General features: G+C 68.1%; 11 protein-coding genes. 5 read left to right on the top strand and 6 right to left on the bottom strand.

Annotated elements, in window-relative coordinates:
• The first annotated feature begins 9 nt into the window (after positions 1 to 9).
• The 5 genes from BLU77_RS12000 to BLU77_RS11980 are packed head-to-tail and all read left to right on the top strand — an operon-like array spanning position 10 to position 6334.
• A complete protein-coding gene (locus tag BLU77_RS12000) occupies positions 10 to 1311 on the top strand; it encodes a glycoside hydrolase family 28 protein (RefSeq protein WP_175477076.1) in 1302 nt (433 codons plus the stop codon).
• Between the two features lie 50 nt (positions 1312 to 1361).
• A complete protein-coding gene (locus BLU77_RS11995) occupies positions 1362 to 3128 on the top strand; it encodes an extracellular solute-binding protein (RefSeq protein ID WP_089773381.1) in 1767 nt (588 codons plus the stop codon).
• Positions 3129 to 3135: 7 nt separating this feature from the next.
• A complete protein-coding gene (locus BLU77_RS11990) occupies positions 3136 to 4035 on the top strand; it encodes a carbohydrate ABC transporter permease (protein WP_217632436.1) in 900 nt (299 codons plus the stop codon).
• A gap of 17 nt (positions 4036 to 4052) precedes the next feature.
• Complete coding sequence (locus BLU77_RS11985) at positions 4053 to 5045, top strand: ABC transporter permease (protein ID WP_245708832.1); 993 nt, start codon at positions 4053 to 4055, stop codon at positions 5043 to 5045.
• Positions 5045 to 6334, top strand: a complete 1290-nt coding sequence (locus BLU77_RS11980) for an alpha-L-fucosidase (protein ID WP_089773379.1) — start codon at positions 5045 to 5047, stop codon at positions 6332 to 6334. Before BLU77_RS11985 ends, BLU77_RS11980 begins: the two co-directional genes overlap by 1 nt.
• A gap of 29 nt (positions 6335 to 6363) precedes the next feature.
• Here BLU77_RS11980 and BLU77_RS11975 read toward each other — a convergent pair whose 3' ends face one another.
• From BLU77_RS11975 to BLU77_RS11950, 6 genes are read right to left on the bottom strand one after another with little or no spacing between them, the layout of a single operon-like run.
• Positions 6364 to 7878, bottom strand: a complete 1515-nt coding sequence (locus tag BLU77_RS11975; protein ID WP_089773378.1) for an aldehyde dehydrogenase (NADP(+)) — start codon at positions 7876 to 7878, stop codon at positions 6364 to 6366.
• Positions 7875 to 9065 (bottom strand): fumarylacetoacetate hydrolase family protein, encoded by a 1191-nt coding sequence (locus BLU77_RS11970; protein WP_089773377.1) that lies wholly within the window; start codon positions 9063 to 9065, stop codon positions 7875 to 7877. Before BLU77_RS11970 ends, BLU77_RS11975 begins: the two co-directional genes overlap by 4 nt.
• A gap of 20 nt (positions 9066 to 9085) precedes the next feature.
• Positions 9086 to 9868, bottom strand: coding sequence for an enoyl-CoA hydratase/isomerase family protein (locus tag BLU77_RS11965; RefSeq protein ID WP_089773376.1), 783 nt, complete (start codon positions 9866 to 9868; stop codon positions 9086 to 9088).
• A complete protein-coding gene (locus BLU77_RS11960) occupies positions 9865 to 10524 on the bottom strand; it encodes a hypothetical protein (protein ID WP_139177750.1) in 660 nt (219 codons plus the stop codon). Before BLU77_RS11960 ends, BLU77_RS11965 begins: the two co-directional genes overlap by 4 nt.
• Positions 10521 to 10844, bottom strand: a complete 324-nt coding sequence (locus tag BLU77_RS11955; protein ID WP_217632435.1) for a hypothetical protein — start codon at positions 10842 to 10844, stop codon at positions 10521 to 10523. The genes BLU77_RS11960 and BLU77_RS11955 overlap by 4 nt, the downstream gene beginning before the upstream one ends.
• A 25-nt stretch (positions 10845 to 10869) precedes the next feature.
• Positions 10870 to 12171 carry a CaiB/BaiF CoA transferase family protein gene (locus BLU77_RS11950; protein ID WP_217632434.1) on the bottom strand — a complete coding sequence of 434 codons (1302 nt, stop codon included), beginning with the start codon at positions 12169 to 12171 and terminating at the stop codon, positions 10870 to 10872.
• Positions 12172 to 12181 lie beyond the last annotated feature (10 nt).

Here is a 12181-nt window from a genome sequence, read left to right as displayed (position 1 = left end):
CGAGAGGCAATGATGCAGGTCGATGAGTGGGCGGACGACGGTCCTGGCTGGCACCGGGCGGACGCCATCGTGCGCCGGGTCCACGCGCCGACCTTTCCGGCGCGCGACGTCTTCGTCGACGATCACGGTGCCGTCGCGGACGGTGCCACGGACTGCTCCGAGGCGATCGCGGCGGCCATCGACACCGCAAGGCGTGCCGGCGGCGGCCGGGTGATCTTCAGCGCCGGTACCTACCGGACCGGACCGATCCGGCTGTTCAGCCACATCAACCTGCACGTCGCCGCCGAGGCGACCGTGCAGTTCATCCCGGAGCCGGAACGCTACCTGCCGCCCGTCCTCACCCGCTGGCAGGGGGTCGAGATGATGGGGTACGCGCCGCTGATCAACGCCCACGACGCCGAGAACGTCGCGATCACCGGCGCCGGGACCCTCGACGGCGGTGCCGACAACGAGCACTGGTGGCCCTGGTCCGGTTTCGAGGCGTACGGCTGGCATGCCGGGATCACGGCGCAGGCGGACGACTGGGAACACCTCGTCGAGCTGGTGCGCCGGGAGGTGCCGCCGACGGAACGCGTGATGGCGCCGGGGAGGAATCTCCGGCCGAACTTCATCGAGTTCTACCGGTGCGAGCGGGTGTGGGTCCAGGGGGTGCGGATTCTTCGGTCGCCGATGTGGGAGATCCACCCGGTGCTGTGCACCGGTGTGCTTGTCGAGGACGTGCATATCGACACTCACGGTCCCAACAACGACGGTGTGGACCCGGAGTGCTGCACCGACGTGGTGATCCGCCGTTGCCGCTTCGACGTCGGCGACGACGCGATCGCCATTAAGGCAGGTCGTGAGGATGACGCCGAGCGGGTCGGTGTGCCGTGCCGGAACGTGGTGGTCGAGGACTGCACGATGACGATGAAGTACGGCGCCTTCACCATCGGGAGCGAGCTCACGTCCGGGGTGCAGGACGTCTACGTGCGCAACTGCACGATCGGCGGCCCGAGCCTCTGGTACGGCCTGTACATCAAGACCAACGCCGCACGAGGCGGGTACGTCGAGAACGTCTATGTCGACAACGTCGATGTCTCCGAGCTCCGGCGGGAGCTGCTCAGCTGCAACTTCCTGCGGGGGAGGGGCTGGACGGGCCACGGACCCCGACCGTACGGCACATCCGGATCACCAACGTCCGGGTCGGTCGGGCGCGGCGCGCCCTCCACATGGCCGGCTTCGCGCACAGTCCCATCACGGACGTGCAGATCTCCGAGAGTTCGTTCGAGTCGATGGCAGAGCCCGACTCGATCGAGAACGTCGTCGGCCTGACGCTGACGAATGTCCACCCTGCGTGAGTCTCAACGAAGAGAGGTACGAGCATGACCACGTTCAACCCCCTGGAGCGCGACATCGACCGCCGCGCCCTGCTGCGTTACGGCGCCGCGGGCGCCGGAGCGATCGCCACCTCCACGGTGCTCGCCAGTTGCGGCAGCGACCCGCAGACGGAGGCGCCCACCGAGGTCGAGGCGAGCGGCGTCGAAGGCGTCGAACAGGTGCAGCTGGGTGAGGAGATCACCGAGGGCATCCTCTACCCGGACGGATATGTGGGGCCGCGGGCGTACGCACGGGAACCCTTCTACACCGGTGACGCCACCTTCACGATCGGTACCAAGCTCAACCCCAACGACGTCGGGGACTGGAACACGAACGAGTTCACCCGCTGGATGGAGGAGCAGACCGGCGTCCCGGTGACCTATGACGTGGTCCTCAACGAGGACGCCGATCTGACCCGGGTGAACGCGCAGATGACGGCCGGCGACATGCCGGACGCGTATCTGATGATCCCCTTCACCAACGACCAGGTCTCCCTCTACGGCAGCCAGGGTCTGTTCCAGCCGCTGGAGGACCTCATCGAGACCTACGCGCCGGCGCTCCGTCAGGTGATGGAGGACTATCCCGAGTGGGGAGCCGCACTCACCGCGACGGACGGGCACAAGTACCAGATGGCCGTCCCGAACGACTGCTACCACTGTCGGGTGAGCCCCTCCCGCGCGTTCATCAACGAGCGGTACCTCGAGGCGGTCGGTGCCGAGATGCCGCAGACCACGGAGGACCTGCGCGAGGTGCTCAAGCTGTTCAAGGAGCAGGACCCGTCCGGCACTGGCCAGATGATCCCCTTCTCCGGCGGCGGTCCGAACGACTTCATCGACAACTTCATCATGAACTCGTTCCTGTACAACCCGGGCTCCGAGGGTACCGGCGGCGGGTGGCTGCGCCTCAACGAGGGGCAGGTCGAGTTCGTCGCGGACAAGGACGAGTGGCGTGAGGGGCTGCGCTACCTGCGCACCCTCAGCGACGACGGCACTCTCGACCGCTCCGCCTTCACGATGACCTCCGACGAGCTGCTCCAGGCCGGCAACCAGGGCCGCCTCGGGTTCGTCCGCAGTTACTACTGGGGCTTCTTCGCCGACATCGCCGACGAGCCGGACGCCCTCTGGCGTGACTACGTCTCGGTGCCGCCGCTCGAGGGCCCGAATGGTGTGCGCTACGCGAACTGGAACTGGGAGACCGACCGCAGCCGCCCGTTCGTGATCACCAGCAACTGCGAGAACCCCGAAGTGCTGGTGCAGTGGCTCGACTACATGTTCACCCTCGAAGGGACGCTGCGCGCTGCGGCCGGGAACACGGAGAACTGGAACTACGCCGAGGAAGGCGACGTCGGGATCAACGGGAAGCAGGCCATCTGGGACCGTGTGACCTGGCCACCGCCGGCAGGGACCAGCCTGGGCGGTCTGGCCCTGGCCTACAACTCCAACGACTTCCGCCTCGGTCAGCTGTCCGACCCGGACAACCCCGACCTGGAGGTCGCTCTCTACAACGCCACCACGGAGTACGAGCCGTACCAGGAGCCGCGGGAGTTCTTCCTCCCCTCGTTGATCTTCGACGAGACCCAGGCCTCACGCCGCGCGGACATCGCCACCTCGATCGAGAGCCACGTGCGCCAGCACATGGCCAGCTTCGCCATCGGTGAGATCGACATCAATGACGACGCCGCATGGGAGGAGTACGTGTCCGCGTTCCAGGCGATGGGACTGCCTGAGTACCTCGACCTGCACCAGCAAGCCTTCGACGCACGTCAGGGGTGAGAAGTCGATGGCCCGTGCGCGCCGGATGAGGTATTCCGGGGGTGATGCCGCCTTCATGGTGACCACCTACATCCTGTTGGCGGTCTTCACCCTGTCCGTGCTCTACCCGCTCATCTTCGTGCTGAGCGCGTCGGTCTCCAGTGCCGACGCGCTCACGCGTGGGGATGTGTGGTTCTGGCCGGTCGGTATCAACGTCGACGCGTACGCCGAGGTGCTCGGCTCGCCCAGGTTGGTGCGAGGTTTCCTCAACTCGGTGCTCTACACCGTGCTGGGATCAGCCATCGGGACATTCCTGACCTTGCTGGCCGGCTACGTGCTCTCGCGCGACGACCTGCCGTTCCGGCGGTCCCTGATGTTCTTCTTCCTGATTCCGTTCCTCTTCAGCGCCGGGATCATCCCGACCTACATGATCGTGAACGCTCTGGGGCTGATGGACTCGATCTGGGCGGTGGTTCTGCCTGGCGTGCTGAACGTCTTCAACATGATCATCACGATGACGTTCTACCGGATGAACATCCCGAAGGAGATGCTCGAGGCAGCACAGGTGGACGGCGCCACCGACTTCCGGTTCTTCTTCAGGATGGCACTCCCGCTGAGCAAGCCGATCATCGCCGTGAACGTGCTGTTCTACGCGATCACGCAGTGGAACGGCTGGTTCAACGCCCTCCTGTACCTCTCGGACGACACGCTCTTCCCCCTACAGCTGGTGCTTCGCGACATCCTCACCCAGAGCCAGGTGGACCCGTCCATGATCGGCGGCGACGTCTCCGAACTGATCCGGCGCAAGGAACTCTTCGACAAGCTCAAGTACGCCCTGATCGTGGTCGCGATGATCCCGCCCATGATCGCCTACCCGTTCGTCCAGAAGCACTTCACCAAGGGTGCGCTGATCGGATCGCTCAAGTGAGCCAGGGAGCCTGAAGGATGACGTCACCGACGACCACCGCACCGCCCGCCCCGCGGGCGTCGGCGCAGGCCCCCGTGAACCGGAGGCCGATGAAGAAGCATCAATACCCGCTCAGCCTCCGCCTGAAGCGATCCTGGCGCCTGTACGTGCTGCTGCTTCCGCCGTTCGTCTACGGGATCCTGTTCATGTGGGCCCCGTTGTACGGCCTGCAGATGGCGTTCAAGGACTTCAGCGTTGCCCTCGGCATCAACGGCAGCCCCTGGGCCGGGCTGAAGTACATCGAACAGTTCGTCACCTCCTTCCAGTTCGGCGCGGTGATCAGGAACTCCCTGGTGCTGAACTTCTACGAGCTGATCGCTCTCTTCCCGCTGCCGATCGTCCTGGCGCTGCTGCTCAACGTGGTGCGCAACATGAAGTTCAAGCGCACCGTGCAGATGATCACCTACGCCCCCTACTTCATCTCCACCGTCGTGGTGGTGGGCATCATCATCATGCTGTTCTCCCCCAGCGGGGGCATCGTCAACCAGGTAATCGTCGGGATGGGCGGCGAGTCGACCGACTTCCTCAGCTCCAGCTTCTTCCGGCACACCTACGTCTGGTCCGGGGCCTGGCAGACCCTGGGCTACTCGGCGATCATCTATCTCGCGGCGCTGGCCGGCATCGATCCACAGCTGCACGAGGCGGCGAAGGTGGACGGTGCCTCGATCGTGCGTCGCATCTGGCACATCGACCTCCCGGGGATCCTGCCGGTGATGGTCACCCTGCTGATCCTGAACATGGGCTCGATGCTCTCGGTCGGCTTCGAGAAGGTGCTGCTGATGCAGACGCCGTTGAACCTCGACGTCTCCGAGGTGATCGACACCTACTCCTACAACGTCGCCTTCGCGTCCTCGATCCCGCAGTACTCCTACGCCGCGGCCATCGGCCTGTTCAAGTCCGTCATCGCCGTCATCATGCTGGTGCTGGCCAACTGGCTGGCACGGCGCGTGGCGAAGACGAGCCTGTTCTGATGGCCGGCATGGTCCCGGCGTGGTTCACCCACGACCGGTTCGGCATGTTCGTCCATTCCGGGGTCTACTCGACTCTGGCCCGGCATGAGTGGGTGATGACCAACGAGCGGATCGACCCGGGCGAGTACGAGAGGCTCGCCCGGTACTTCGATCCCGACCGATTCGATGCCGACGCTCTCGCCCAGGCCGCCAAGGACGCGGGAATGGGCTACCTCGTGCTGACCGCCAAGCATCACGACGGCTTCGCGATGTACGACACCCGGCTCAGCGACTACAGCTCGGCCGCCTTCCTCGGGCGGGACTTCGTGGCCGAGACGGTCGAGGCGTGCCGGCGGCACGGGCTGCGCGTGGGCCTGTACTACTCGCTGATCGACTGGCATCACCCGCACTTCACGATCGACTTCCAGCACCCGCTGCGTGACCGTCCGGACGCGGCCGCGCTGAACGAGGGCCGGGACATGGGCACCTACCGGCAGTTCCTGCACGGCCAGGTGCGGGAGCTGCTCACCGGGTACGGACAGATCGACTACGTCTTCTACGACTTCACCTACCCCTGGGAACAGGACGGCTGGGCCGGGAAGGGTCCCGACGACTGGGACTCGGCCGGTCTGCTCGCGATGACGCGTGAGCTGCAGCCAGAGGCAGTGGTGAACGACCGGTTGGGCATTCCAGGTGATCTGGTCACCCCGGAGCAGTACCTGCCGGACGCACCGATGATGGCCGACGGCGTCCTGGTGCCCTGGGAGGCCTGCCACACCATGAACGGGGCGTGGGGGTACGACCGCGAGAACCGGAACCTCAAGTCGCCCGACCTGCTGATCCGGACCCTGATCGAGATCGTGTCCAAGAACGGCAACATGCTGCTGAACATCGGACCCGACGGGCGCGGTGCGATCACGCCGAATGACGCCGCCTCGTTGCGTGAGCTGGCGGGGTGGATGGATCTGCACCGCGCGGCGATCGTGGGTGCCGGGCCGGGCGACGCCACCCCTGCACCCGGGACCGTGCTCACCCGACGGGAGAACAGGATCTACGTGCATCTGCTGCACTGGCCGCTCAAGCACGTGCACCTGCGCGACCTGCCGGGAACGGTGCAGTTCGCGCGCTTCCTGCACGACGGGTCCCAGGTGCAGACCCGCCTGGCCGGCGGCACGCGCACGGATGCGAACCACCAGCTCGACCACATCACCCCCGGCGAGCAGCCGGCGGGAACTCTCACTCTGCAGCTGCCGGCCGTGCGCCCGGAACTCGCGGTGCCGGTGGTGGAGCTGTTCCTGGGCGAGGACTGAGCACCCGGTCAGTTCGGCCCCGGGCCGCCTCAGCCCTCAGCGAGCTGGAGCTCGCCGTCGACCCGGCGTGGGATATCCACCGGGCCGTCACGCAGTTCCTCCGGCAGGACCTCCTGCGGCGCGCCCTGCCAAGCGAGCGGGCGGAGGAAGCGACGGATGGCGGTGGCGCCCACCGAGGTGTGCTGAGTGTTCGTCGCCGGCCACGGGCCACCGTGGTGCATCCCCCAGGACACGCGCACGCCGGTGGGGTAGCCGTCGTAGACGATCCGCCCGACGGCGTCCCGCACGACCGCGGTCAACGCCACCCGCTCGTCGTCCTCACCGCCGCCGGCGTGGATGGTCGCGGTCAGTGAGTCGGGCACGGCCGCCAAGGCGGTGCGGACCTGGTCCAAGTCGCGGTACCGGACCAGCACGATCAGCGGGCCGAACGCCTCCTCGGCGACGTCGGGCGTCACGGCGTCGGCGTCGATCTCCAGCACAGCAGGGGTACGGGAGAAGCCCTCCTCGCCCGCGTGCGGCGCAAGCAGGCTCCGCGCGTTGCCGTCGTTGATCAGGCGGGTGCGGATCTCGTCGAAGCTGTCGTGGATGCGGGCGTTCAGCAGGGTCTGCGGCGTGGCGGCCTCGCCGCGGGAGACCAGGGCGGCGACGAGCGCGTCCCCGGTCTCGCCCTCCGGCACGAACGCGACGCCCGGCTTGGTGCACAGCTGCCCCGCCGACCCGGTGAAGGAGGTGTACAGACCGTCGGCGATCTGCTCGCCCCGCTCGGCGAGCGCACCGGTGGTCACCACGAGCGGGTTGAGGCTGGACAGCTCTCCGTAGAACGGGATCGGGGTGGACCGTTCATCGATCAACGACTGCAGGATCTTGCCGGTGGCCAGCGCCCCGGTGAACCCGACGGCAGCGATCTGCGGGTCGCGCACCAGGTCCGCACCGGCCTGCTGGCCGTGGACGAGCCCGATGGTCCCCTCGGGAGCGCCGTAGGCAGCCGCGGCTGCCGCGAGGCTCTCGTAGGAGCGCTGGGAGGTGAGCAGGTGGGAGGGGTGTGCCTTGGCCACCACGGGGTTCCCGGCGGCGAGTGCCGACGCGGTGTCACCGCCGGCCACGGAGAACGCGAACGGGAAGTTGCTGGCGCCGAAGACGGCGACCGGTCCGATGGGCACGAGCATGCGCCGGACGTCGGGACCCGGGCCGAGCGGGGTGTCGGCCGCGTGGTCGATGATCGCCTCGAGGTAGCCGCCCTCGATGACGACGTCGGCGAAGAGCCGGAGCTGGAAGGTGCTGCGGCTCAGCTCTCCATCCAGCCGGGCCTGCGGCAGGCCCGTCTCGCTCATAGCCGTCGTGACCAGTGCCTCGCGGTCGTTCTCGAGCCCGTCCGCCATGGCCCGCAAGAGCCCGGCACGCCACGGACGGCTCCGGCCACGGAGGTCACCGAAGGCGTCGGCTGCCCGGGCGGCGACCGTCTGGACCTGCTCGGCAGTGGCGGGGGTGAGCGGGGTGGCGGTGTCGACGCCGGTACGGGGGTCCGTGCTGGACAGGGTGGTCATCGCGTGGTCCTTCCGATGAGGTCTCGCTGGGCAAGGGAGGAGACGAGGGCACCGATCCCGAACTCCCACGGTGGCACACGCTGGCTGTGCCGGACACGGTTGACGAGTGCGCCGAGCCGGGGCGAACTGATCCGGACGATGTCTCCGGGGTGGTGGGTGAAACCCTGCCCCGGGAGATCACGGTCCTCGGTCGGGGCGAACATGGTGCCCAGGTAGAGGGCGAAGCCGTCGGGGTAGCTGTGATGATCGCCGGCTGTCTGGCGGACCAGGTCGGCGGGGTCGCGGCTGATCTGGGTCATGTCCGAGCTGGCGGTCATCCGGAAACCGTCCTCGCCGGTGACGGTGAGGGACACCGTCTCGTGGCGGACGTGGTCCAGGGTGAAGCCTGCGTCGAAGAGCCGGATGAACGGGCCCACCGATGCCGAGGCGTTGTTGTCCTTCGCCCGGCCCAGCAGCAGGGCCGACCGTCCTTCGACGTCGCGCAGGTTCACATCGTTGCCGAGGGCGGCGCCGACGATGGTGCCGGTGGAGGCGACCAGCAGCACCACTTCCGGTTCGGGGTTGTTCCACTCCGACTCGGCCAGTACTCCGACATCGGTGCCGGGCCCCACCGAGGCCAGGACGGGTGCCTTGGTGAAGATCTCGGCGTCCGGGCCGATGCCGACCTCGAGATACTGGCTCCACAGTCCCGCCTCGAGGAGGACGTCCTTGAGGCGGGCGGCCGCGGGGGAGCCGGGGACGAGGTCGGCGATGTCGCCGCCGATGGCGTCCATGATGGTCGAGCGGATGCTCTCGGCGCTCGCGGCATCACCGCGAGCGCGTTCTTCGATGATCCTCTCGAGCATCGACGCCGGGAACGTGACGCCCGCGGCCTTGATCACCTGCAGGTCGATCGGGGAGAGCAACCAGGGGCGGGAGGGGTCGCGCAGGTCGGGGTCGGTGTTGGTCCAGATGGTGGTGAGCGCACCGATCGGCGTCCCGGTGGCCTCGCGGACGGCGACCGCAGGGTCGGGCTGCTCGGCGAGGTCACGCATCGTGGGAAAGGTTGCCGAGAGATCGTGCACCTCGGAGTCCCGCAGGGTCACGATCGCGGGGCCGGACGCCTCCGGGAGCCAGGCGCGCCCGACCAGCGCGGCGTCGGAGGAGTCTTCGGGCAGGATGTCGGCGACCGGTGGGATCCACGTCATGAGTTCATCGTCTCCTGATGTCAGCGTCCGTGGAAAGTGCCCGGTCGCTTCTGTGCGAAGGCGGCGCGTCCCTCGGCGGCGTCGTCGGTGGCGAAGGTGATGGCCTGCAGCTCGCGTTCGTAGGCGATGGCCTGGTCGAGCGGGAGGTTCTGTGCCGCCCGGAGGTTCGCCTTCGCGGTCTCGACGGCGATCGGTGGACGCGTGGCGATCCTTGTCGCCAGCTCCTGGGCTCGGCCGAGCAGTTCGTCGGCGGGGAGGTGCTGGCTGATCAACCCCCAGGCGAGCGCCTGCGAGGCGTCGATGGGGTCCCCGGTCATCAGCATGGTGGCCGCATTGCTCGGACCGATCGAGCTTGCGAGCAGCGGGGACATGCCGCCGCCGCCGATCCAGCCGAGCGTGACCTCCGGTGCCGCGAACGTCGCCGACTCGGCGGCGAGCCGGATGTCGCAGGTCAGTGCTGCTTCCAGCCCGCCCCCGAAGGCATAACCGTTCACTGCCGCGATCACCGGTTTGCGGCACTCGCGCAGGGCGTCGCAGTAGTCACGCCGGTTCCGGAACTGCCACGGCGTGGCGTACTGATCGAGGGTGGAGATGTCGCTGCCGGCGCAGAAGGCCCGTCCGGTGCCGGTGTAGACGACGGCCAGGATGGCGGGGTCGTCATTGATGCCGGCGATGATCCGGATGAGGTGGTCGCTCATCTCCTGGGTGACGGCGTTGAGCTTGTGCGGTCTGTTCAGTCGCACGGTAGCCACCCGATCGCGAACCTCGACCACGATGTGGTCGGTGTCGGACGTGACGGTCATGATGCCTCCGGTTGGTGGGCGAACAGTTCCTCGAGCTCGTCCAGGGCCTCGCTCGTGGGTCGCCCGGTGCGGACGACGGAGCGCACGATCGCCGAGGCCCGGTTCTGCAGGGGGACGTAGCCGGCGAACCGTGGCCGCACCCAGGCTGCCTCCATCGTCGCCCGGGTCGCGGTGTAGAACCCGTGAGCGGCAGCGTCGACGGCCGGGTCGGACCAGGCGGCCCGGGAGCTGGGCTGCCCGTCGTGGGCGGGGATGAACGTGCGTTGGGTGTGCTCGTCGAGCAGCCACAGCACGTGGTCCAGCAGTGCCGGGGAGGGGCGGCTCCGGCGGGTGAACGCCATCCCGGTGCCGCCGATCGTCGAACCGATGCGGCGAGCCGTCGGCGGTGGGCCGAAGGAGAGCGTGGGCGAGGAGTAGTTCACGTACCCGTACACCAGCGGGAGGTAATCGATATCGCCGTCGGTGCGCATCCGCTCCAGCAACCCGATCGGGTTCAGCTCCTCGGTGCCTGCCGGGAGGTGCGCCGAGAGGTCGGTCATGATCTGCAGGGCCTGGTGGGCGGTGCGTCGACCGAAGGGGACGCCGGCATCCTCGCCGCCGAGCGAGACGGCGATCGAGCAGAACGTCAGGAACGCGTGCGGTCCGGCGAGACTCATCGCCACGCGCGCCGTCCCGGCCAGCGCGATCGCCTGATCCCAGCCGGTGGGGCGTCGGGCACCGTGTCGGACCGCCTGGCACTCACCTGCGTGGCGGCGTCGAGGGGAAGGGCCCACAGGTGCGAGTGCCACCGGTAGGAGCTCACGCTCGCGCCGATGGTGCTGCGTTCCACCCGGCGCAGGATCGCGGGGTCGAGGAGGGTGTTGATCGGGTGCAGGCAGTCCGCGGCCAGCGCATCACCCAGGTGGGGGTGGTCGAGGACGAGGATGTCGTAGCGGTTCGCCAGCTCATCGATCGCGGCGGACTCGAACCCCTCCAACGGGTGCACCTCCCACCGCAGGGTGTCACCGCCGGACAGCCGTGGTGCGGCCGCCTCCAGGGCGTGGCGTCCGCGCGGATGATCCCAAGTCAGGCCGACATAGTCGGTCATACCGAGGTGACCACCGGTTCGGTGACCACTCCGCTGTCGAGCAGCTGGTCCGCACGCCCGGAAGTGACGCCGAGCTCGTCGAGGATCTCCCGCGTGTGCTCACCGACCCGGGGTGCGCCCCGGTCGATCCGCGGGGTGTCCTGGTCAGCCGGTACGGGAAGCCCGGTGTCTTCACATGCCCCTCGGTGGGATGGTCGTACTCGACGAAGGTGCCGTTGTGCCGGATCTGGGGATCGTCGACCAGGTCCTCGTACCCGTAGACCGGGCCCACCCACATCCCGGCGGGGAGCAACAGGTCCAACCAGTGCTGCGTGGTGTGCTCGCGCAGGTGCTCGGCCACGATGGTGTGCAGCTCGTCGCGATGGGTCCAGCCATGCGTCTCGGCGTCCAACCCGGCCAGCCGGGGTTCGCCGAGGATCGTGCCGAGGGCGTCGAGGTCGGCGAAGGCCAGTGCCAGGTAGCCGTCGGTGGTCTCGAAGATCCCGTACGGAGCGCGGATGTAGACATGCGCGTGAGGTTCGGCTCCCCGCTGCTGCGGGACTCCGCCGACGGTGTACACGCTGAGCTCCTGCATCTGCAACGTGGTGAGCGCATCGAGCATGTTGACGGTGACCAACTGCCCCTCACCGGTGCGCTCCCGGTGCAGCAGCGCGGCCAGCACGCCTTCGAAAGCGGTCGATGCGGTGACCGCGTCGGCCAGGTACTGCCCGGCCGGCGTGGGTGGTTCGCCGTGGCGCCCGGCGGAGAGCATCGCGCCGCTCATCGCCTGGAGGATGAGGTCCTGGCCCGGCCGGTCCCGGTACGGGCCGTCCTCGCCGTAGCCAGAGATGGATACGTAGACGAGGGCGGGGTTGATCGCGGCGAGGGTTTCATAGTCGAGCCCGAGCCGGGCAGCGACGCCGGGGCGGTAGTTCTGCAGGAAGACATCGGCGCCGGCGACGAGCTCACGGACGATCTGCTGACCGTCCTCGCTCTTCAGGTCGATCGCCAGCGAGCGCTTGTTCCGGTTCAGGCTCAGGAAGGACACGTTGATCTCGTTGCCCTGGGCGCCCCCAGCGGCGGCCGCTCGCTGCCACTCGCCGGAGGTGGGTTCGACCTTGACGACGTCGGCGCCGAGGTCGCCCAGTCGTTGCGCAGCGAACGGCCCGGCCATGGCGATCGAGCAGTCGATGACGCGGTAGCCGTCGAGGACTCCGCGGGATCCAGCGTTGATCATCTCTTCCTCA

The organism is Ruania alba (genome assembly GCF_900105765.1).
Lineage (GTDB): Bacteria > Actinomycetota > Actinomycetes > Actinomycetales > Beutenbergiaceae > Ruania > Ruania alba.
This window is presented reverse-complemented; position numbering and strand designations above follow the sequence as displayed.

Coding starts and splice junctions, on each gene's coding strand:
- BLU77_RS12000 (WP_175477076.1), top strand. CDS start 10: ATGATGCAGGTCGATGAGTGGGCGGACGACGGTCCTGGCTGGCACCGG.
- BLU77_RS11995 (WP_089773381.1), top strand. CDS start 1,362: ATGACCACGTTCAACCCCCTGGAGCGCGACATCGACCGCCGCGCCCTG.
- BLU77_RS11990 (WP_217632436.1), top strand. CDS start 3,136: ATGGCCCGTGCGCGCCGGATGAGGTATTCCGGGGGTGATGCCGCCTTC.
- BLU77_RS11985 (WP_245708832.1), top strand. CDS start 4,053: ATGACGTCACCGACGACCACCGCACCGCCCGCCCCGCGGGCGTCGGCG.
- BLU77_RS11980 (WP_089773379.1), top strand. CDS start 5,045: ATGGCCGGCATGGTCCCGGCGTGGTTCACCCACGACCGGTTCGGCATG.
- BLU77_RS11975 (WP_089773378.1), bottom strand. CDS start 7,878: ATGACCACCCTGTCCAGCACGGACCCCCGTACCGGCGTCGACACCGCC.
- BLU77_RS11970 (WP_089773377.1), bottom strand. CDS start 9,065: ATGACGTGGATCCCACCGGTCGCCGACATCCTGCCCGAAGACTCCTCC.
- BLU77_RS11965 (WP_089773376.1), bottom strand. CDS start 9,868: ATGACCGTCACGTCCGACACCGACCACATCGTGGTCGAGGTTCGCGAT.
- BLU77_RS11960 (WP_139177750.1), bottom strand. CDS start 10,524: ATGAGTCTCGCCGGACCGCACGCGTTCCTGACGTTCTGCTCGATCGCC.
- BLU77_RS11950 (WP_217632434.1), bottom strand. CDS start 12,171: ATGATCAACGCTGGATCCCGCGGAGTCCTCGACGGCTACCGCGTCATC.